Origin of the sequence: Cellulomonas endophytica, assembly GCF_004123805.1 — a bacterium.
In the GTDB taxonomy this organism is placed as follows: Bacteria; Actinomycetota; Actinomycetes; order Actinomycetales; family Cellulomonadaceae; genus Cellulomonas; species Cellulomonas endophytica.
This window is the reverse complement of the sequence record NZ_RWJX01000015.1, coordinates 54,374-74,939: the sequence shown is the minus strand read 5'-3', so window position 1 is coordinate 74,939 and position 20,566 is coordinate 54,374. Positions and strand designations below refer to the sequence as shown.

General features: G+C 76.9%; 19 protein-coding genes. 10 read left to right on the top strand and 9 right to left on the bottom strand.

Annotated elements, in window-relative coordinates; all coding sequences use genetic code 11:
* On the bottom strand, positions 1-151 hold a 151-nt coding region (locus tag EJA20_RS19910), incomplete at its 3' end, for an AAA family ATPase (protein WP_164983866.1).
* A 98-nt stretch (positions 152-249) separates the two neighbouring features.
* On the opposite strand from EJA20_RS19910, the gene EJA20_RS06810 reads away from it, so the two are divergent.
* The gene (locus EJA20_RS06810) at positions 250-1,218 is read left to right on the top strand and encodes an SDR family NAD(P)-dependent oxidoreductase (protein WP_129337401.1); all 969 of its coding nucleotides are present in this window, start codon (positions 250-252) and stop codon (positions 1,216-1,218) included.
* 33 nt (positions 1,219-1,251) lie between these two features.
* On the opposite strand, the gene EJA20_RS06805 is transcribed toward EJA20_RS06810, so the two are convergent.
* Both EJA20_RS06805 and EJA20_RS06800 read right to left on the bottom strand, forming a co-directional pair.
* Positions 1,252-2,274 carry an LLM class flavin-dependent oxidoreductase gene (locus EJA20_RS06805; RefSeq protein ID WP_129337400.1) on the bottom strand — a complete coding sequence of 341 codons (1,023 nt, stop codon included), beginning with the start codon at positions 2,272-2,274 and terminating at the stop codon, positions 1,252-1,254.
* A 66-nt stretch (positions 2,275-2,340) separates the two neighbouring features.
* On the bottom strand, positions 2,341-3,120 hold the full coding sequence (locus tag EJA20_RS06800; RefSeq protein ID WP_129337399.1) for an MBL fold metallo-hydrolase: 780 nt from the start codon (positions 3,118-3,120) through the stop codon (positions 2,341-2,343).
* Between the two features lie 215 nt (positions 3,121-3,335).
* Here EJA20_RS06800 and EJA20_RS06795 point away from each other — a divergent pair, with 215 nt between their 5' ends.
* The 5 genes from EJA20_RS06795 (at position 3,336) to EJA20_RS06775 (ending at position 10,811) form a co-directional block, all read left to right on the top strand.
* A complete protein-coding gene (locus tag EJA20_RS06795) occupies positions 3,336-3,953 on the top strand; it encodes a SprT-like domain-containing protein (RefSeq protein ID WP_129337398.1) in 618 nt (205 codons plus the stop codon).
* Between the two features lie 142 nt (positions 3,954-4,095).
* Complete coding sequence (locus tag EJA20_RS06790; protein WP_129337397.1) at positions 4,096-5,715, top strand: trypsin-like peptidase domain-containing protein; 1,620 nt, start codon at positions 4,096-4,098, stop codon at positions 5,713-5,715.
* A 237-nt stretch (positions 5,716-5,952) separates the two neighbouring features.
* Positions 5,953-7,107 (top strand): OmpA family protein, encoded by a 1,155-nt coding sequence (locus tag EJA20_RS06785; protein WP_164983865.1) that lies wholly within the window; start codon positions 5,953-5,955, stop codon positions 7,105-7,107.
* 138 nt (positions 7,108-7,245) lie between these two features.
* Positions 7,246-8,709 carry an alanine/glycine:cation symporter family protein gene (locus EJA20_RS06780; RefSeq protein ID WP_129337395.1) on the top strand — a complete coding sequence of 488 codons (1,464 nt, stop codon included), beginning with the start codon at positions 7,246-7,248 and terminating at the stop codon, positions 8,707-8,709.
* 122 nt (positions 8,710-8,831) lie between these two features.
* A complete protein-coding gene (locus EJA20_RS06775; RefSeq protein ID WP_129337394.1) occupies positions 8,832-10,811 on the top strand; it encodes a PKD domain-containing protein in 1,980 nt (659 codons plus the stop codon).
* A 7-nt stretch (positions 10,812-10,818) separates the two neighbouring features.
* Here the strand turns inward: EJA20_RS06775 and EJA20_RS06770 are convergent, their stop codons facing one another.
* A complete protein-coding gene (locus tag EJA20_RS06770) occupies positions 10,819-12,771 on the bottom strand; it encodes an alpha-amylase family protein (protein WP_240675134.1) in 1,953 nt (650 codons plus the stop codon).
* Positions 12,772-12,776: 5 nt separating this feature from the next.
* Entirely contained in the window at positions 12,777-13,835 is a 1,059-nt protein-coding gene (locus EJA20_RS06765; RefSeq protein WP_164983864.1) for a Gfo/Idh/MocA family protein, read from the bottom strand.
* 58 nt (positions 13,836-13,893) lie between these two features.
* Between EJA20_RS06765 and EJA20_RS06760 the strand changes: the two genes are divergently transcribed.
* From EJA20_RS06760 to EJA20_RS06750, 3 genes are all read left to right on the top strand, one after another.
* Positions 13,894-14,688: an SDR family NAD(P)-dependent oxidoreductase gene (locus tag EJA20_RS06760; RefSeq protein ID WP_129337392.1), complete on the top strand. Its 795-nt coding sequence runs from the start codon at positions 13,894-13,896 to the stop codon at positions 14,686-14,688.
* A 252-nt stretch (positions 14,689-14,940) separates the two neighbouring features.
* Positions 14,941-15,990 carry a spore photoproduct lyase family protein gene (locus tag EJA20_RS06755; protein WP_129337414.1) on the top strand — a complete coding sequence of 350 codons (1,050 nt, stop codon included), beginning with the start codon at positions 14,941-14,943 and terminating at the stop codon, positions 15,988-15,990.
* A gap of 171 nt (positions 15,991-16,161) precedes the next feature.
* On the top strand, positions 16,162-16,464 hold the full coding sequence (locus EJA20_RS06750; RefSeq protein WP_129337391.1) for a DUF1905 domain-containing protein: 303 nt from the start codon (positions 16,162-16,164) through the stop codon (positions 16,462-16,464).
* Between the two features lie 42 nt (positions 16,465-16,506).
* Here the strand turns inward: EJA20_RS06750 and EJA20_RS06745 are convergent, their stop codons facing one another.
* The 3 genes from EJA20_RS06745 to EJA20_RS06735 are packed head-to-tail and all read right to left on the bottom strand — an operon-like array spanning position 16,507 to position 17,917.
* Positions 16,507-16,986 carry a class I SAM-dependent methyltransferase gene (locus EJA20_RS06745; RefSeq protein WP_164983863.1) on the bottom strand — a complete coding sequence of 160 codons (480 nt, stop codon included), beginning with the start codon at positions 16,984-16,986 and terminating at the stop codon, positions 16,507-16,509.
* A 32-nt stretch (positions 16,987-17,018) separates the two neighbouring features.
* Entirely contained in the window at positions 17,019-17,402 is a 384-nt protein-coding gene (locus tag EJA20_RS06740) for a VOC family protein (protein ID WP_129337389.1), read from the bottom strand.
* Complete coding sequence (locus EJA20_RS06735; protein ID WP_129337388.1) at positions 17,399-17,917, bottom strand: VOC family protein; 519 nt, start codon at positions 17,915-17,917, stop codon at positions 17,399-17,401. Before EJA20_RS06735 ends, EJA20_RS06740 begins: the two co-directional genes overlap by 4 nt.
* A gap of 124 nt (positions 17,918-18,041) precedes the next feature.
* Between EJA20_RS06735 and rlmC the strand changes: the two genes are divergently transcribed.
* Positions 18,042-19,175 (top strand): 23S rRNA (uracil(747)-C(5))-methyltransferase RlmC, encoded by a 1,134-nt coding sequence (gene rlmC / locus EJA20_RS06730; protein WP_129337387.1) that lies wholly within the window; start codon positions 18,042-18,044, stop codon positions 19,173-19,175.
* Here rlmC and EJA20_RS06725 read toward each other — a convergent pair.
* The gene (locus tag EJA20_RS06725) at positions 19,162-20,439 is read right to left on the bottom strand and encodes a cation:proton antiporter domain-containing protein (RefSeq protein ID WP_129337413.1); all 1,278 of its coding nucleotides are present in this window, start codon (positions 20,437-20,439) and stop codon (positions 19,162-19,164) included. The genes rlmC and EJA20_RS06725 overlap by 14 nt on opposite strands.
* Between the last annotated feature and the right edge of the window lie 127 nt (positions 20,440-20,566).

The following is a 20,566-nucleotide window of genomic DNA, read 5'->3' as shown; positions in this document are numbered from 1 at the left end:
CGGCGAGCGCCGCGGCCGCCTCGCGCGCCAGCCGCGTCTTGCCGACGCCCGCCGGGCCGGCGAGCACGACCCCCGGGGCGCCCGGGCGCGTCGCGGCCGCGATCGCCCGCAGCTCGGCGTCCCGGCCGGCCAGCGGCCACAGCCGCTCCATGGCCGCGATGCTAGCCAGCGCCACCTGCGTACCGCACTACCCGGTGCGGCCCCGGCGCCCGGCGGCACGCTGGTGGGGCCACCGAGCAGGAGGTCACCATGAGCACCCCGCGCAGGACCGCGGCCGGCAGCCCGTCCGGCACCCCGTCCGGCACCCCCGCAACCCCGGCCGGGACCTCGGCCGGCACCCCGGGCGGCACGGCGCGCACCGTGCTCGTCACGGGCGCCGGCCGCGGCATCGGCCGCGCGACCGCCCTGCACCTCGCGGCGCGGGGGTGGGACGTGCACGGCGGTGTCCGCACCGACGCCGCGGGCGCGGCGCTCCGGGCGCAGGGCGTCACCCCCGTCCGCCTCGACGTCACCGACGCCGAGGACGTCGCGGCCCTCGCCGCGGCCGTGCCCACCCGGCTCGACGCACTCGTCAACAACGTCGGGATCGCGGTGGCCGGCCCCGTGGAGACGCTCTCGCCCCAGGACATGCACCGCCAGCTCGACACGAACCTCGTCGGCCCGCTGGCCGCGACCCGGGCCGTCCTGCCCGCGCTGCGGCGGGCGCGCGGGCGGATCCTCTTCGTCTCGTCGATCAACGGGCTGGTGTCGTTCCCCTTCACCGGCCTCTACAACGCCTCGAAGTCCGCGGTGGAGGCCGTCGCCGACTGCCTGCGGGTCGAGCTCGGGCCCTTCGGCGTGCAGGTGGGGCTCGTCGAGCCGGGCGTCGTCGACACCGACCCGTGGCACACGATGGACCGCACGCTGGACGACCTGGAGGCGGCGCTCGACCCGGGGCTGCGCGAGCTCTACGCGCCGCACTTCGCCGGGGAGCGGCAGCTCGTCGCACGGATCCGGCGGGGTGCGGCGCCGCCGGAGACGGTCGCGCGGGCGGTGGAGCGGGCCCTCGTCCGGCGGCGGGTCCGTGCGCGCGTGCTCGTCGGGCGGGACGCCCGGGCGATCCGGGCCCTCAAGGCCGTGCTGCCCGCCCACGCGCTCGACGCCGTCTGGTCCCGCGGCCTCGGGCTCGCTCCGGCGTCCCGGGCCCCGACGCGGGTCCCGGACGCCGTCCCGCGCTGACCCCGGCCCGCCCGGTCCCGCGCCGCCGCCGGGCTACCGCCAGCCGAGGCCCGGGGCGACGTCCCGCACGAGGCTCTCCAGCAGGTGCGCGTTGTACTCCACGCCGAGCTGGTTGGGGACGGTGACGAGGAGGGTGTCGGCCTCCGCGACCGCCTCGTCCTCCTTCAGCTCCTGCACGAGCACGTCCGGCTCCGCGGCGTAGCCGCGCCCGAAGATGGCGGGCGTCGGGCCGTCGATGTAGCCGACCTGGTCGGAGTCCTTCCCGCCGCGCCCGAAGAGCGCGCGGTCGGTGTCCGTCGTGATCGGGACGATGCTGCGGCTGACGGAGACGCGGGGCTCGTGCGCGTGGCCGGCCCCGCGCCAGGCGGCGCGGAACGCCTCGATCTGGCGGCGCTGCTGCACGTGGAACGGCTCGTCGCTCTCCGCGTCCTTGAGCGTGGAGCTCATGAGGTTCATGCCCTCGCGGCCGGCCCAGACGGCCGTCGCGTCGGACCCGGCGCCCCACCAGATGCGCTCGCGCAGCCCGGGGGAGTGCGGCTCGAGACGGAGGAGGCCGGGCGGGTTGGGGAACATCGGCCGGGGGTTCGGCTCGGCGAAGCCCTCGCCCTCGAGCACGCGCAGGAGCGTGAGGGTGCGGGCGCGCGCCATGTCCGCGGGCGTCCGCCCCTCGGCCGGCCCGTAGCCGAAGTACCGCCACCCGTCGACGACCTGCTCGGGCGACCCGCGGCTCAGGCCGAGCTGCAGCCGGCCGCCGGAGATGAGGTCGGCGGCGCCGGCGTCCTCCGCCATGTGCAGCGGGTTCTCGTACCGCATGTCGATGACGCCGGTGCCCAGCTCGATGCGGCTCGTGCGCGCCCCGGCGGCGGCGAGCAGCGGGAAGGGCGAGGCGAGCTGACGGGCGAAGTGGTGGACGCGGAAGTAGGCGCCGTCGACGCCGAGCTCCTCCGCCGCCTCGGCGAGCTCGATGGACTGCAGCAGCGTGTCGGCGGCGGACCGCGTCCGCGACGACGGCGAGGGCGTCCAGTGGCCGAACGAGAGGAACCCGATGCGCTTCACGCCCCGTGCAACGCCCCGCGCCCGGCGGCATTCCGCCCCGGGGGCGGACGGGGCCGTGGACGCGCGTCAGCCGCCGCGGGCGAGCGCGAGGGTCCGGGCGTGGGCCGCCGCCATGCCCGGCCGGCCCAGGCGCGGGTCGTCGACGGGCCGGCCGGCCAGGACCGCGTCCAGGTAGCGGCGGTCCGCGTCGAGCCGCTCGAGGGGCCGGTCGGTCGGCGTGCCGTGCCCGGGGACGAGCACCCGCGCCCGCGCCACCACCGGCGCGAGGACGTCCAGGCCCGCCCGGTACGCCTCCAGGTCGTCGGGGTCGAACGGGAGCGGCAGCTCGACGTCGCTCAGCACGTCCCCGGCGACGAGCAGGCCGCGCTCGGGGGCCCACAGCGCGCCGTGGCCGGGCGCGTGGCCGTCGTGCGCCACGACGAGGAGCGGCTCGTCGGGACCGTCCGTCCCGAACGGCTGCGGCACGCGGTCCCCGGGCAGCCCCCGGACGGCGCCGACGAGCGCGCGCAGGTCCGGCCGGTCGAAGGCGGGGCCCAGGGCTGCCAGGAGCGCGGTCCGGTCGGCCGCGGCACGCGCCGCCGCCCGTGGGGTCGCCCAGCGCGGGGCCGTCCCGAACCCGGGGTGCCAGAGCACGTGGTCCTCGTGGGCGTGGGTGCTCCAGCCCGCCGTGATGCTCAGCCCGTGCGCGCCGAGGTCGGCGGCGAGCGCGTCGAGCTCGTCCGGCCACCAGGCGGGGTCGACGAGCACGGCCCGGCCGCCGCGCACGAGGACCGTCGTCGTCGTCGCGTCCGTCCGGCTCGTCGCGACGAGGACCCCGTCGGCGAGCGTGCGGAGCGTGCGGGGCACGGCGCGACGGTAGCGCGGGCCGCCACGGCGGCGGTGCGCCCGCGGGGCTGGGGGCGGCCCGCGGGCGGCGGGCTGTGCACGCCCCGTCCCGGAGGGGTGCCCGGGCCGCCTACGGTGCGCAGCGGATCACGGATCACGGATTACGGATCACGGATCACGGATGACGGAGCAGGCGGCGGCGGGCCGGGTGCTCGGCGGGACGACGAGGGGGAGCGGTGGAGCTGGGCGAGGCGGCGACGACGGCACGGCGGCTGATGGACGAGCACGGGCTCGGGGACTGGGCGTTCGGGTTCGACCGGGCGCGCACGCGCGCGGGCCTGTGCGACTTCCGCGCGCGGCGCATCAGCCTCAGCGAGCCGCTGACGCTGCGGCACGACGCGGCCCAGGTGCGCGGGACCGTGCTGCACGAGATCGCGCACGCGCTCGTCGGCCCGGGCCACCGCCACGACGCCGTGTGGCGGGCGGCCGCCGTGCGCCTCGGTGCGGACGGGGAGGCCCGGCTGCGGGGGGCGCCGACCGTCGAGGGGCGCTGGCGTGCGACGTGCCCGGCGGGCCACGTGCACCACCGTCACCGCCGCCCGGCCCGCCCGGTCGCGTGCGGCCGGTGCTCGCGGGTGTTCGACGTCGCGTCCCTGCTCACCTGGACGCTCGACGGCCGTCCGGCGCCGATGACGGAGCGCTACGAGCGGGAGCTCGCCCTCCTCCTCCGCGCCGGGGTCGGGGTCCGCGACGCCGGGGGGTCGGGGGGGACGCGGGGGACGAGCCGGACATCGGGCCGGACATCGGGCCGGACATCGGGCCGGACATCGGGCCGGACATCGGGGTGGACGTAGGGGGTCGTCCCTGACGTCGGGGTGGGGTGCCCCCGGGCACGGTAGGCGTCGTCGACCTCCGCGGTCCGCCCCCGGCCCTCCGGGGACGGGTCGCACGGTCCCGTCCGGACCCACCCACCTCTCGCCCGAAGGAACCCCCGCCATGTCCCGCACGCACGCCGCCCGCCCCCGCCGGTCCGGGCGTCGACTCCTCGCCCTCGCGGCCGCCACCGCGACCGCCGGCTCCCTCCTCCTCGCCCCCGCAGCGCAGGCCGCCGTGGACCCGGCGCCCTCGGCGTCCGCGCCCGGCGCCACCGACGGCGCCGAGGGGACGGCGACGCCCTCCCTCGAGCAGACCCTCGAGCCGAGCGTCGTCCAGCTGTACATCGAGTGGACCGGGTACGTGCAGTACCCGACGGACTACGGCACGGAGTGGAGCGACCCCGTCACCGTCCCCATGATCTGCACGGGCTTCTTCGTCTCGGAGGTCGGCCAGATCGCCACCGCCGGCCACTGCGTCGACCCGGTCGAGGGCCGGCACGCGATCATCGACACCTTCGTCGCGCAGATGGTCGACGAGGGCTGGATCTGGGCCGAGGAGGCCGCCGGCTGGGCCGAGACCGCCTACGCCAACTGGGCGGTGGAGGGCCTGGACGCCGGCTCGGAGCCGCAGCGCATCATCTACGCCGTCCAGCCCAAGGCGGTCGACGGCATCGTCATCGAGGACCCGCTGGCCGTGCAGCTCGTCGACTTCCGCTCCTTCGACGAGGGCGACGTGGCGCTCCTCAAGGCCGACGTCACCGGCGCGACGCCGCTGCCCGTCGTCGCCGCCGACCCCACCAGCGGCATGGAGGTCACCTCCATCGGCTTCCCGGCCAGCGTGCAGAGCGTCGTCGACGCCAGCCGCGTGCGGGCCTCGTTCAAGACCGGCACCGTGAGCAGCCAGCAGATCAGCGAGCTCGGGGTGCCGCGCACCGAGATCAACGCCGACCTGTCCGGCGGCATGTCGGGCGGCCCGACGGTCGACGCGCTCGGCAACGTCGTGGGCGTCAACTCCTCGAAGATCGTCGGCGACCAGGCGTTCAACTTCATCACCGACGCCACGGACCTGCACGACTGGCTGACGGCCAAGGGCGTCGCGCTCGCCGCCGTCAACGTCCCCGCCCCCGAGCCGACGCCGACGCCCGTGTCGGCCACGCCCGACGTGCCGCAGGACGAGGACGAGGGTGGCGTCGCCACCTGGGTGTGGGTCGCCGGCGGCGCCGGTGCGCTGGTCCTGCTCGGCACGGTCGCGCTCGTCGCGGTCCTCGCCGGCCGTCGTCGCCGGGCCGCCGCGCCCGTGACGATCCCCGCCGCGCTCGCCCTGCCCGGCCAGTCCCCGGCATGGGCGCCCGCCCCGGGCACCGCCGCCGCCTACGCCGCGCCGGCCGAGCACGCCCCGGCGTACGAGGCGGCTCCCGTGCCGCACGCGGCCCCGGTCCACGAGCACCGCCGGGTGCACGAGTACGCCGGCCCGTCGGGCGCCCCGGTGCCCCCGGCGCCGGGCACGGCGGCGGGGCTGGGGCAGACCGCCCCGGTCGCGATCGTCCCGCCGCTGCCCTCGGAGAGCTCGGCCTTCGGGACCGCCTGGGGCACGGCGCACGCGCCGTCCGCCGAGGGCACGGCCCCCGCCGCCACGGAGGTGCTGGACCGGCCTGTGACGGGCTCGGCCGGCTGCCCCCGCTGCGGCACGGCGGCCACGCCGGGCCAGCGGTTCTGCGGCTCGTGCGGCGGCAGCCTCTGAGCGGTGCGCACCACCGGGAGGGCCCCCGACGTCCACGGACGTCGGGGGCCCTCCCGCCGTGTGCGCGCCCACCGGCTCGTCGCGGCGGGTGCCGGCGCACGGGGCCGGGCTGGCAGGATGAGCGCCGCCGCACCCCTCCGGAGGGACTCGACGCCGATGACGCCCCAGCCGCCCCGCCGACGGGCCGGTCGGCCTCGTGCCCTGCCCGCCCCGCCGGCTGCGGGCGCGGCCGCCCTGGTGGCCGGGCTCCTGCTCCTCGTCGGCTGCACCGCGGACCCGGACGGGCCCGTGCTCACGCCCGCGCCGAGCCGGACCGCCGGCCCGTCGTCGACCGGGGCGGGCCCGACGGGCGAGTCGTCCGCCGACGGCCGCAGCGACGCGGAGTTCGAGCGCGACCTGCGGCGCCTCCTCGTCCTCCCGGACGTGCCGGCCTTCACCGTGCCCACCCAGTCGCTCACCGCGGCCGCCGCCCAGGACGTCTCCGCGGCCCTGGACGTCGCCCCCGGCCTCTACGAGGGCATCGGCGTCCTCGACGCCCGGTGCACCGACGCCGGGGCCGCCGCCGCGGACACCACGACGCGCACGCCCGGGGCCGGCGCCTCCGTGCACCACGAGGACGGCGAGCTGGACGTGACGGTCTCCGCCGACGGCACCGGCGTCTACGAGGCGCCGGGCCTGCGCGTCGCGGTGCTGCCCGACGGCGCGGGGGTCTACGACGACGGCACGACGCGCGTGTCCGTCGCGGTGGACGGCTCGGGCACCTACCGCGACGGGGAGCGCCGGTACACCGTCCGCGCGGACGGCACCGGGTCGTACGAGGACGCCACGACGCGCGTCTGGGTCGACGCCGACGGGGCGGGCGGGTACGACGACGGCACCACGCGCGTCTCGTTCGGCGCGGACGGGGTCTTCGGCGGGGCCGACCCGGGCCGGGCGGCGGCCGTGCGGGCGGTCCTGGCCGACGGGCTGCCCCGGTTCGAGCCCGTGCCGCGGGTGGCGGCGATCGAGCCGGCCGGCACCGTGTGCGGGACCGTGATCCGCCTCGACGCCGACGTGCTGTTCGACTTCGGCTCCGCGGACGTGCGCCCGGAGGGGCAGGAGACGCTCGGCCGCGTCGCGGCCCTGCTGGTCGCGCTCGGCGGGCCCGCCGCGGCGGTCGAGGGCCACACGGACGGCGTGGGCGACGAGGCCGCCAACCAGGACCTGTCGGAGCGGCGGGCGGCGGCCGTGCGCGACCTGCTCGTCGCCGGCGGTGCCCCCGCGGACCGGCTCACCACCCGCGGCTGGGGGGAGACCCGCCCGGCCCGGCCCGAGACGACCCCCGACGGCGCCGACGACCCCGGCGCGCGGCAGCTGAACCGCCGGGTGGAGCTGGTGCTCCTCGACGGGTGACGCATCCGGCGTCCTCCTCGGCTTCACCCGTCGCCCCGACGGGTGAACACTGGGCGTCCGGGAGTCCTCGTGGCCGGCGTCCCGCGCGCTGGTGTCGACCTGCCCGTCCGGTACGCCCCCCGACGCACGGAGGACCCTGTGGACTGGATCCAGACGACCCTGATCGACCCCGTCTCGAACGTGCTGTGGACGTACGTGCTCGTCTACGTGCTCCTGGGCGTCGGGCTGTACTTCGGCATCCGGACCCGGTTCGTCCAGTTCCGGCTGCTCGGGCGCATGGTCCGGCAGGTCGGCTCCTCGCGGACCGGGGCGGGCGAGGGGATCTCGTCGTTCCAGGCCTTCTGCGTCGGGCTGGCCTCCCGGGTCGGGACCGGCAACATCGCCGGGGTCGCCATCGCCCTCACGCTCGGCGGGCCCGGCGCGATCTTCTGGATGTGGGTCGTCGCGCTCGTCGGCATGGCGACCGCGCTCGTCGAGGCGACCCTCGCCCAGATCTTCAAGGTGCCCGCCGGCGACGGCAGCTTCCGGGGCGGCCCCGCGTTCTACATCGAGCGCGGGCTCGGCTCGCGGCGCGGCGGCGTGCTCTTCGCGGTGCTGCTCATCTTCACGTTCGGCATCGCGTTCAACATGGTGCAGGCGAACACCATCGCGGACGTGCTCGACAGCGGCCACGGCGTCGCCCCCGGGTGGTCGGCGCTCCTGCTCGTCCTGCTCACCGCGCCGGTCGTCTTCGGCGGCGTGCGGCGGATCGCGAAGGTGGCCGAGGTCATGCTGCCCGCCATGGCGCTGGCCTACGTCCTCCTGGCCCTCGTCATCATCGCGATGAACATCACGGCCGTCGGGGACGTGCTGCTCACGATCGTGCAGGCCGCTTTCGGGGTCGGCGAGGCCGCGGCGGGGATCACGGGCGGCCTCGCGGCGGCGCTGCTCAACGGGGCCAAGCGAGGCCTGTTCTCCAACGAGGCCGGCATGGGCAGCGCGCCCAACGCCGCCGCGACGGCCACGACGAGCCACCCGGTCAAGCAGGGCCTGGTGCAGTCGCTCGGCGTCTTCGTCGACACGATCGTCGTGTGCTCGGCGACCGCCTTCATCATCCTCTTCGCCGGCAGCGACGTGTACGTGCCCGGGGAGACGACCGAGGGCGCCTCGCTGACGCAGGCGGCGGTGGCGCACGAGCTGGGCTCGGCGCTGACCCCCGTGATGACCGTCCTCATCTTCGTGTTCGCCTTCTCCTCCGTGCTCGGCAACTACTCCTACGCCGAGGTCAACATGTCGTTCCTGCGGGTGCGGCCGCGGACGATGACGGTCTTCCGGGTCGTGGTCGTGGCGGTCGTCGGGGTCGGCGCGCTGCTCGACCTCGTGACGGTGTGGGCGCTCGCCGACGTCGCCATGGGCCTCATGGCCCTGGTGAACCTCGTCGCGATCGTGCTCCTGGGCCGGTGGGCCTTCGGGGCGCTGCGGGACTTCGAGCGCCAGGTGCGCGCGGGGGTCGACCCCGTCTTCCGCACGGAGGCGAACCTCGACCTGCCCGGTGAGGTGCCGGGCAGCGTGTGGGCGGACCGCCCCACCGCGGACGAGCGCTCGGCGACGCCCGTCCCGTAGGGCGCGCCGGGCGGGGGCCGCGCCGGGCCGCCCGCCCGGCGTCCCCCTCCCGGGGGTGTCGCACCACCCCCGGGCAGGAGTAGACCTGGGGGACCGCGACGACGCGTCCCCCGGAGGCCCCGATGCTGCGACGCCGGCTGTCCACCGCCCTGACGGTCCTCCTCCTCGCCGGGCTCGCCGCCGTGCCGCACGCGCTGCCCGGCGCCGTCCCGGGCGCCGTATCGGGCGCCGTCCCGGGCGCCGTCCCGGCCGTCGGGGAGGAGGCCCCCGCCGCGGCCGCGGCCGGCGAGGTCCACCTCGTCGCCGCCGGGGACTGGGGCGCCGGGGCGAGCACGCGGGCGGTCCTCGGCCGGGTGGCGGCCCTCGCCCCCGACGCCGCGCTGGCCCTGGGCGACCTCTCCTACGGCGTGACGGGCCAGGAGCAGGCGTGGTGCGACCTCGTCGTGTCCCTCGTCGGGCCGGGCTTCCCGTTCCAGCTCGTCTCGGGCAACCACGAGTCCAACGGCCAGAACGGCAACATCAACGACTTCTCCGCCTGCCTGCCGAACCAGCTGCCGGGGCTCGTCGGCACGTACGGCCGCCAGTGGTACGTGGACGTGCCCGCGGCCGACCCGCTCGTGCGGGTGGTCATGATCTCGCCGTCGCTGCCCTTCCCGCAGGGCGTCGACGACTACCGGGCGGGCTCGCCGCGGTACCAGTGGACGGCGGCGGCGGTCGACGGCGCGCGCGCCGCGGGCGTCCCGTGGGTCGTCGTCGGGATGCACGAGCCGTGCGTCTCCCTGGGCCAGTACGGCTGCGGCAACCGCGGCGACCTGATGCGCATGCTGCTGGAGAAGCGGGTGGACCTCGTGCTCAGCGGGCACGAGCACCTCTACCAGCGCACGGGGCAGATCGCGCTGTCCGCCGGCTGCCCGTCGCTCGTCGTCAACGGCTACGACCCCGACTGCGTGGTGGACCGCGACGGCGAGCTCGTCCGCGGCGCCGGGACGGTCCTGGCCACCGTCGGCACCGGCGGCGTGGCGATGCGGCCCGTGAACGCCGCGGACGCGGAGGCGGGCTACTTCGTCGCCGCGAACGGGGACGTCGACCCGACCTGGGGGGTGCTCGACCTGCGCCTCACGCCCGACGCCCTGACCGCCCGGTTCGAGCGGGCGGCCGGGGGCACCTTCGCGGACGCCTTCACCGTCCGGGCGGGCGACGTCCCGGCGAACACGCCGCCGACGGCGGCCCTGTCGGCGTCGTGCACGGGCCTGACCTGCACGGTCGACGGGAGGGCGTCGACGGACCCCGACGGCACGGTCGCCGCGCACCGGTGGACCTTCGGGGACGGCGGGAGCGCGGACGGCCCGACCGCCACGCACACGTGGACGGCGGGCGGCACGTCGACCGTCACCCTCACCGTCACGGACGACCGCGGCGCCACGGCGAGCACCACCCGCACCGTCACGCTCGAGGCCCCCGCCGGCACGCCGTTCGCCGCCGACGCCTTCGGCCGCACGGTGAGCGGCGGCTGGGGGACCGCCGACGCCGGCGGGGCGTGGCGCACCACGGCCGGCACGGCCCCGTCCGTCGGCGGCGGGCAGGGGGTGCTGCCCCTCGTCGCCGGACGGACGCTCACGGCGACCCTGCCCGGCGTGTCCGCGCCGTCGACCGACCTCGTGCACTCCGTCGTCGCCGACAAGCCGTCCACGGGCGGCGGCCTGTACCTGACCTCGGCGGCCCGGCGCGTGGAGGGCGTCGGGGAGTACGCGGCGAAGGTGCGCCTGCGGCCGCAGGGCGTCGTGTCCGTCGGGCTCGCGCGGACCCTCGGCACCACGGAGACCGCGCTCGGCACCGCCGTCGTCGTCCCGGGGCTGGCGTGGGCGCCCGGGGAGCCGCTGCTCGTGCGTGTCCAGGCGAGCGGCACCGGCCCGACGACCCTGCGCGCCCGGGTCTGGCGCGTGGGCAGCCCCGAGCCGGCGACCTGGCAGGTCCAGGCGACCGACGGCACCGCGTCGCTGCAGGCGGCGGGCGGGGTGGGCGTGGCCGCCTACCTGTCCTCGTCCGCGACGAACGGCCCCGTCACCGTCCGGGTGGACGACCTCGTCGGCCGGGCGCCCTGAGGGGGGCCTAGCCCAGGCAGTCGTGCGCGACGCGCAGCCACACCACGCCGTGCGCCGGGACGACGAGGCCGCCGCCCAGGGGCCGCACCCCGCCGTCGAGCAGGTCCTCCGCCCAGGGCGGCAGCCCCGACAGCGTGAGCGCGTCCACGGTCCGCGGCTCGTCGGCGACGTTCACCACGACGAGGACGGTCGTCGCCGTCCCGTCGGGCGCGCGCCCGGGGCGTTGGTAGGCGACGAGCGCGGGGTCGTGCGCGTCGAACGGCACGAGCGCGTTCCCGCCGAGCTCGGGCGTGGCCCGGCGCACGGCGAGCAGGTGGCGCAGGCCGGCGAACACCTGGCCCGACGGCGTCGTGAGGTCCTCGCGCCGCGCGTAGGCGGCCGCGGGGTAGCGGGGGCGGTTCACCCACCGGGTGTCCTCGGCGTGCCCGGGCTCGGCGAGGGCGGCGTGGTCGTTGAGCTGGGCCACCTCGTCGCCGAGGTAGAGCAGCGGGATGCCGCCGGTGGAGAGCGTGACCGCGTGCGCGAGCAGCACCCGGTCCACGCCGCCGGCGTCCCCGGCCTCGATCCCGGCGAGGGAGGCGGTCGTGCCCGCGATGCGGCAGTCGCCGGTGCGCGGGTTGTCCTGGAACGGGACGCCCCGGGCGAAGGAGCCGGGGAAGCGGTCGACGTAGAAGCGGTTGAGGAACTGCCGGTGGGCGGAGGCGTCGATGCCGAGCTCGGCCGCGTCCTCGTCGGAGAACGTCCAGCCGATGTCGTCGTGGCTGCGCACGTAGTCCACCCAGGACGTGCCCGTCGGCAGCGCGTGCCGCCGGGCGAGCGCCTGCTGGAGGAGCCGGCCGTCGCGGGAGGCCAGGGAGCTCCAGACGAGCGCCATCTGCAGCGGGTTGTAGGAGACCTGGCACTCCTCCGGCGAGACGTACTGCACCACCTCGTCGGGGTGGACGATCGCCTCGGACTTGAAGAGCACCGCCGGCGCGGCGATCCGGCACACCGCGTTGAACGCCTGGAGCAGCAGGTGCGCCTCGGGCAGCGACTCGCACGCGGTGCCCAGCCGCTTCCAGATGAAGGCCACGGCGTCCATGCGCAGCAGGTCCACGCCCTGGTTGGCCAGGAACAGCATCTCCCCGGCCATCGCGCGGAAGACGGCCGGGTTGGCGTAGTCGAGGTCCCACTGGAACCGGTGGAACGTGGCCCACACCCACCGGCCCGTCGCGGTGCCGCCCCGGCCGTCCGGCCCGTCGGGGAAGGGCACGAAGGCGCCGGGGTGGTCGTCGGGGAAGATCTCGCGCACCGTGCGCTCGTAGGCGTCGGGCATCGTCCGGTCGGGGAAGACGTGGTAGTAGCCCAGGTGCTCGGGGTCGCCCGCCTTCGCCCGCTGCGCCCAGACGTGCTCGTCGGAGGTGTGGTTGAAGATGAAGTCGACGACGAGCGCGATCCCGGCCGCGCGCAGCTCCGCCGCGAGCTCCGCCAGCTCCGCCATCGTCCCCAGGGCCGGGTCGACCTCGCGGTAGCTCGACACGGCGTAGCCGCCGTCGGAGTTGCCCTCCGGCGCCCGGAACAGCGGCATGAGGTGCAGGTACGTCAGCCCGAGCTCGCGCAGGTAGGGCAGGTGCTCGCGCAGGCCGGCGAGCGTCCCGGCGTAGCGGTCGACGTAGAGCACCCCGCCGAGCATCCGGTGGGAGGTGAACCACGTCGGGTCCGCCTCGCGCGCCGCGTCGAGCGCCCGCAGGTCGGCGGGGCGGTCCTGCCAGCTCGCCGCGAGCTGGGCGACGAGGAGCGCGAGCTGCTCGCCCGTGCGCGGGTCGTCGCCGTAGACCTGCCGCAGCAGGCGCTCGAGGCGTGGCAGCTCCCGGGCGGCACGCCTGCGGAACGTGGCCCAGTCCGCGTCGGCCGTGCCGGGGCGGCGCGCGGCCTCGATCGCGTCGTGCAGGTCCCCGGTGACGTCCGTCGTCGCAGCCACGGGCGTCAGCGTACGGCCGGGGGCAGGGCCGGCACCTCCACGAAGCGGCGCTCGGCCGCCGAGCGCAGCACCGCCTCGACGGCGGCCTCCGCCGCGGCGCCGTCACGCCCGGGCGCGGGGCTCGTCGCGCGGCCGGCGAGCACGTCGGCGAAGCGCCGGGCCGGCAGCCAGGGGCGCGGCGGGTCCTCGTCCTCGTGCGTGCGCAGCTCGACGAGGGCCCCGTCCGCGCGCCGGACCGTGGCGCGGCCGGCCGTCAGGTCCTGGTCGACGACCCCGCGCGTGCCGAGGTAGCGGACGGACCGGCGCTCGCGGCTCTGCCCGCCCGCCATCCCCGACGACGTGACGACGCCCGTGCCGCCGCCGCGCAGCCGCAGCACGGCCGCGTCGTCGACGTCCACGTCGTACCCCCGCCGGTCGACCACCGCGGCGACCTCGGCCACCTCGCGGCCGGTCACCCAGCAGACCATCCCCAGCAGGTGCGTGAGCTGGGTGTGCGCCTGCCCACCGCCGGCGTCGGCGCCGTAGGTGCCCGGGTGCGTGTCCTCGGGGGCGCCGCCGCGGGCGTCGGCGGCCTCGGCCCGGGCGAAGAGGGACTCCGTGGCGGAGGTGAACTCGCCCATGACCTGGACGAGCTCGCCGATGTCCTCCCGCACCGCCCGCCGGACGAGCGCGGCGACGGGCACGTACTGGTCGGTGTACCCGACGCTCAGGTGCGCCCCCGACCGCTCCGCGCGCGCGACGAGGTCGAAGGCGTCCTCCGCGGTCGTGGCCAGCGGCTTCTCCACGAGGGCGGCCACGCCGGCGTCGAGGGCCCGGGCCGCGAGCCCGTGGTGGGTGGTGTGCGGGGTCGCGACGACGACGCCGTCGGGCCGCAGCGCCAGCAGCGCGTCGAGGTCGGCGACCACGGGCACGTCGCCGTGGCGCGCGGCCACCTCCCGGGCGCGGTCCAGGTCCGGGTCGCACAGGGCCAGCAGCTCGGCGCCGTCGGCGGACGCCAGGGAGGGGACGTGGTGGTTCGCCGACCACCACCCGGTGCCGACGACGGCGATGCGGGGCTGCCTCATGCGCGGCAGTCTCGCCCGCCCCGGTGGCGCCCGCGCGGCGTCGCGCGAGGATCGCCGCATGGACCTCGACCTCACCGGACGCACCGCGCTCGTCACCGGATCGACCCAGGGGATCGGCCTCGCGATCGCCGAGGGGCTGGCCGCCTCCGGTGCCCGGACCGTCGTGAACGGCCGCACCGCGGACCGGGTCGCCGAGGCGGTCGAGGGGCTGCGCGCCCGGGTCCCGGGTGCCGACGTGCACGGGGCCGCGGCGGACGTGGCGACCGCGGAGGGCGCGGCGGAGGTGGTGGCGGCCTTCCCCGGCGTCGACGTCCTCGTCAACAACCTCGGCATCTTCGAGGCCCGGCCCGTCCTCGAGGTCGACGACGACGAGTGGCGGCGCTACTTCGAGGTCAACGTCCTGTCCGGGGTGCGGCTGGCCCGCGCCTACCTGCCCCGCATGGTCGAGCGGGGCTGGGGACGGGTGCAGTTCGTCGCCAGCGACTCCGCCGTGGCCATCCCGGCCGAGATGGTCCACTACGGCGTCACGAAGACGGCGCTGCTCGGCGTCTCGCGCGGCTTCGCCAAGGCCGTCGCCGGCACGGGCGTCACCGTCAACACGGTGCTGGCCGGGCCGACGCTGACCGGCGGCGTCGAGACGTTCGCGCGGGGCCTGGTGGGGGAGGACCTGCCCTGGGAGGAGGTCGAGGCCCGGTTCATGGCGGAGCACCGGCCGGCGTCCCTCCTGCACCGGCTGATCCGCCCCGAGGAGATCGCCCACCTCGTCGTCTACCTGGCCTCCGACGCGTCCTCGGCGACGACCGGCGGGGCGCTGCGGGTGGACGGCGGGTACGTGGACGCGATCCTGCCGTGAGGCGAGCAGGGCCGCCCTGACCTGCGACGACGCCGTCCCGGTGTGACGACGGTCACGCTCGCCGCGAGGTCTCCTGCGGACGGCCTCGGGGAGTCGCGGTGTTGAGAGGGGGTGCCCGCCACGCCCCCCGCCCTGCCGTCCGTCGCGCCCACCCCGCACCTCCCCGCCGACCCCGCGGTCGGCCCCGAGGGGACCTCGTCCGACCCCTCGCGCACCCCTCCTGCCGCCCGCGCGCCGCGCCCCGCCCGGCCGCTGCTCGACGTCCGTCGCATCTACGTCGAGCCCGAGGCGGCCGCCCTCCCGCGCGGCCAGGAGATCCTCGCCCGCTGGCCCGACGCCGAGCGCGTCGAGGTCGCCTCGCACTGGAACATCCCCGAGCTCCACGGCGACGAGGCCAACGTCGACCGCTGGGTGCGCATCAAGACCGAGGCGCTCGTGCTCGGCGTCAAGAAGTCGCTCGCCGCCCGGCCCAACGGGCGCTCGTCGGACTTCATCGCGCCCTCCACCGCCAACGGCTGCGCCATGGCGTGCGCGTACTGCTACGTGCCGCGGCGCAAGGGCTACTCCAACCCCATCACCGTGTTCGCGAACATCGACCGCATCACGGGCTACCTCGCGCGCCACGTCGGCCGGCAGGGCGTGAAGGCCGAGCCCAACCAGTGCGACCCGCACGCGTGGGTCTACGACATCGGCGAGAACAGCGACTGCTCCGTCGACGCGCGGGTCTCGGACAACGTGCGCGACCTCGTCGACCTCTTCCGCGGCCTGCCCACCGCGAAGGCGTCCTTCGCGACGAAGCACGTCAACCGCGACCTGCTCGACTGGGACCCGCAGGGCCGCACCCGGGTGCGGTTCTCCCTCATGCCCGAGCGGATGGCGAAGCTCGTCGACGTGCGCACCTCGTCGATCGCCGACCGCATCGCGGCGATCGACGACTTCGTCGAGGCCGGCTACGAGGTCCACCTCAACTTCAGCCCGGTCGTCGTCGAGGACGGGTGGCTCGAGCAGTGGGCGGAGCTGCTCGACAGGGTCGAGGCCGGCACCGGCGCGGCGGCGAAGGCGCAGCTGGCCTGCGAGGTCATCATGCTCACGCACAACGAGCGGCTCCACGAGGTGAACCTCGGCTGGCACCCCAAGGCCGAGGAGGTCCTCTGGCGCCCTGACCTCCAGGAGCCCAAGCGCTCGCAGACCGGCGGCTGGAACGTCCGCTACCGCACGGGGGACAAGGGGCGGTACGTCGCGGCGCTGACCGACCTCATCGCCGAGCGCCTGCCGTCCTGCCGCGTCCGCTACGCCTTCTGACGCCCTGGCACCGCTGTCGGTCCGCCCACCCGTGAAGGGACGCTGCACCGGCGGTCCGGCACGCCGCTCCCGCCCCGCCGCCCGCGGCGGGGCGGGCGGCCGGTGCAGCGTCCCTCCCGGCTGGGACGGCCCGGGCGCCGCGGTGTCGGTGGGGTGCGGGAGGATGCGCGCGTGGAGGTCGACTTCGAGGCGGAGCTGTACGTGTGGGACGCCCGCAAGGCGGACACGTGGACGTTCGTCGCGCTGCCGCCGGAGGTGGCCGACGAGATCGACGAGGTCGCGGCCGGCCGGTCCGGGGGCTTCGGCTCGCTGCGCGTCGAGGTCACGGTGGGCCGGACGGTGTGGCGCACGTCGATCTTCCCCGACAAGGGCGCCGCGACCTTCGTGCTGCCGGTGAAGCGCGCGGTGCGCCGGGCGGAGGGCGTGGAGGCGGGCGACCGGGTCGCCGTCACCCTGCGCCTCGTCGACCTCTGAGCTCGTCGACCGCTGAGGGCGCCCGCCGGGAGCGGGTTGGCGTCAGCCGGGGACGCGGGCGCGGACCCAGAGGACGCCGTCCGTCGTGCCGTGCTCGGCGCGGACGCCGGTGCGCGCGAGCGCGGCGGAGGCGCCCTGCCGGACCCGCGGGTCCTCGTCGTGGCCGGGCGGCGGCTCCCAGGCGAGCACGACGTCGCCGCCGGGGAGCAGGAGGTCGACGACCCGCGACGCCTCGGGGCCCGTCGGGTCGGTCCAGAAGGCGTTGACGTTGACGGCGAGCACGGCGTCGTAGCCCCGCCCGTCGCCGTGGAACGCGGACAGCTCCCGGTGCTGCAGGTCCACGCGCCCCTCCTCGAGCCAGCGGCGCAGCCGGCCCTCCGCGTGCCCGAGGGCGCTCGCCGACCGGTCCAGGCCGGTGACGTGGCCCTCGGGGAGGCGGGGCGCCAGCAGCGCGAGGGCGTGCCCGACGCCGCAGCCCACCTCGAGCACCCGTGCGTCGGGCGCGGGGTCGAGGAGGGCCACGGCGGTGACGACCCGGGGCGGGGGGCGGTCGCTCAGCCCGCCACCTCCCACACGTGGCCCGCAGGGTCGCGGAAGGCCGCGGTGCGGATGCCCCAGGGACGGTCGACGGGTCCGTTGAGGAGCTCGACGCCGCGCTCGCGCAGCCGGGCGCACACCTCGTCGACGTCGTCGACGGTGAGCGTCAGCTGCACCCGCGGGGCGCTGCCGGCCGCGCCGGGGAGGGCGGGGGCGAACAGCTCGAACGCCTCGCCGGTCTGCAGGAGGTTGACCATGAGGTCGCCGAAGCGGAACACCGCCGACACGTCGTCCTCGAAGGCGACGGGCAGGCCGAACACCTCCGAGTAGAACCGCCGGGCGGCGGCGAGGTCCTCGACGAGGAGCGTCACCGCCGTCACCGGGCCCGGCCAGGGCCTCACGCGCTCACCGACGGGTCGCGGGCCGGGACGGACGTGCAGACGCCGAGCCACCGGCCGTCGGGCGCCTCGAGCTCCGCCCACCAGCCCATGTCGCCACCGACCTCCGCGCGCGGCGTGCGCACCCGGCCGCCGCCGGCCCCGGCCGCGGCCAGCACCGCCTCGAGGTCGGCCACGTTGACGTAGACGCGGGCGGCCGGCTCCTTCGGCGTGCTCGGCTCGGCGCGGTACAGACCGCCGACGAGGGTGCCGTCCGACCAGATCCCGAGGTAGGCGTCGGCGTCGTCGCCGAAGGGCGCGAAGGTCCACCCGAAGAGCGCGCCGTAGAACGCGGAGGCGACCGCGAGGTCGTCGGCGGGGAGCTCCCACCACGTGACCGTCCCGACGGGCGGCTCGGCGGGCGGGGCGCTCTCGGGTGCCGTGCTCTCGGGTGCCGTGCTCCCGGGTGCCGTGCTCCCGGGTGCCGTGCTCCCGGACGACGTGGTCTCGGACGAGGTGCTCTCGGGTGCCGTGCTCACAGGACCTCCCAGGCGACAGGGCGGCCTCGGCGCCGCCGCTGCGCGTCACCGTAGACCGGCCCACCGACGGCCGGGAGGGCCCGCGGTGCCGCGGTGGGACGGGGCGGCCGTATCGTGGACGGTCGTGCGGTGCGAGCTGTGGGACGCGGGGCGGTGCCGGTCGTGCACCTGGCTCGGGCGTCCCTACGCGGAGCAGCTGCGCGCGAAGGAGGAGCACGCCCGGCTGCTGCTGGCCGGTCACGGCGACCCCGTGTGGCTGCCGCCGGTCGCCAGCGCGGAGGAGGGCTTCCGGAACAAGGCGAAGATGGCGGTCGGCGGCACGGTCGAGGACCCGACCCTCGGCATCCTCGACGCGGCCTACGCCGGCGTGGACCTGCGCGAGTGCCCCCTGTACCCCGACGCCCTGCGCGCCGCCCTGCCCGTGCTCGCCGCGTTCGTCACCCGCGCGGGCCTGACGCCGTACGACGTGGCGGCCCGCACGGGCGAGCTCAAGAACCTCCTCGTCACCCTGAGCCCCGACGGGCGCCTCATGGTCCGGTTCGTGCTGCGCTCCACGGAGGCCGTCCCGCGGCTGCGCAAGCACCTGCCGGCGCTGCGCGCGGAGCTGCCCGGGCTCGAGGTGGCGTCCGTGAACCTGCTCCCCGAGCACCGCGCCGTGCTGGAGGGGGAGCAGGAGATCTCCCTCACGGAGCAGCGGACGCTGCGGATGCACCTGGACGGGGTCGACCTGCACCTGCGGCCCCAGAGCTTCTTCCAGACGAACACCGCGGTGGCCACGGAGCTGTACCGGCAGGCGCGGGCATGGGTCGACGAGGCCGCCCCCGCCTCCGTCTGGGACCTCTACTGCGGCGTCGGCGGGTTCGCGCTCCACGTCGCGGCGCCGGGTCGCACGGTCACCGGCATCGAGATCAGCGCGGAGGCGGTCGAGAGCGCCCGCACGAGCGCGGCGGAGGCCGGGCTCACGGGCGTGACGTTCGCCGCGGGGGACGCCACGGCCTTCGCCGCCGCCGCCGACCGGGTGCCGGACCTCGTCGTCGTGAACCCGCCGCGGCGCGGCATCGGCGCGGAGCTCGCCGGCGTCCTCGAGCGCTCGGACGTGCGCCACGTCGTGTACTCCAGCTGCAACGTCGTCTCGCTCGCGCGGGACCTGGAGGCGATGCCGTCGCTGCGCCCGACGCGGGCCCGGCTGCTCGACATGTTCCCGCAGACCGCGCACGGCGAGCTGCTCGTGCTGCTGGAGCGCGTCACACCGGCGTGACGGCGGCCTCCTCCGGCCCGCGGCCGCGGCGCCGCGCCGCCCGCTCGCGCGCCTCGTCGAGCACGCGCATGGCCGGGGTGCTGGCCACGCCGTGGACGAGCACGGACCCGACGACGACGAGCGCACCGACCGCCCAGAGCGTGTCCGCCTCGGCGAACTCGCCCTCCTGCAGCGCGTAGGCGAGGTAGTACAGCGAGCCGACGCCGCGGACGCCGAAGAAGGCCGTCACGCGGCGCTCCTGCGGCCCCGTGCGCCCGCGGGCCAGCCCGACGAGCCCCGCCACGGGCCGCACGACGAGGAGCACGGCCGCGGCGACGAGGACCCCGTCCCAGCCGACGCCGTCGAGCAGGCCGCGCGCCACGGCGCCGCCGAGCAGCACGAGCACCGCGACGGTGAGCAGCCGCTCGACCTGCTCGACGAAGGTGTGCAGCACCTGGTGGTAGCTGTGGGTGCGCTCCGCGTGGCGCAGCGTCACGGCGCAGACGAAGACCGCGACGAAGCCGTAGCCCTCGACGAGCTCGACGAGGCCGTACGTGAGGAACGTCGCCGCGAGGGCGACGAAGCCCTGGGCGTGCTCCGTCAGGCGCACCCGGTCCGCGAAGGCGGAGAAGAACACACGGCCGAGCAGCCAGCCGACGCCCATCCCGCCGCCGACACCCGCGACGAGCCGCCAGAGCAGGTCGAGCAGCAGCCAGTCGCCCAGCCACGCGGCCGGCGCCAGCCCGCCGAGGCTGATGGCGACCGCCGCGTGCACGAAGGGGAAGGCGAGGCCGTCGTTGAGGCCGGCCTCGGAGGTGAGCGCGAACCGGGCCTCGTCGTCGACGGCCCCCGGCTCGTCGACGGGCTCGCTCACCTGCACCTCCGTGGCGAGCACGGGGTCCGTCGGTGCGAGCACGGCCGCCAGCAGCAGCGCGGCGGCGGCCCCCAGCCCGAGCGCGGCCACGCCGAGGGCGCCGACCGCGAGCATGGACAACGGCATCGTGATGCCGAGCAGGCGCCAGGTGCTGCCCCAGCCGCGCCACGAGAAGGGCCGGTTGATCGCCAGCCCGGCGCCCATGAGCGAGACGATGACGCAGATCTCCGTGAGGTGGAGCGCCACCTCCCCGTGGACCCGCGGGTCGGGGTCGGGCAGGTGCGGGAGCAGGGAGAAGGCGAGCACCCCGGCGCCGAGCACGACCGTGGGCATGGACAGCGGCAGGCGGCGCAGCGCACGGGGCAGCACGGCGGCCGCGAGCGTGGCGAGTCCGAGGGCGGCGAAGACCATCGCCGCCCCGTCGAGTGGGGGCACCCGGTGACGGTAGCCCCGGGGGCGGCCCGCGGCGCGGGGCCACCGCCGCCCCGCGCCCGGACCCTCCTCAGCCGGACCGGCGTCGCGGCCGCGGCTACGGTGG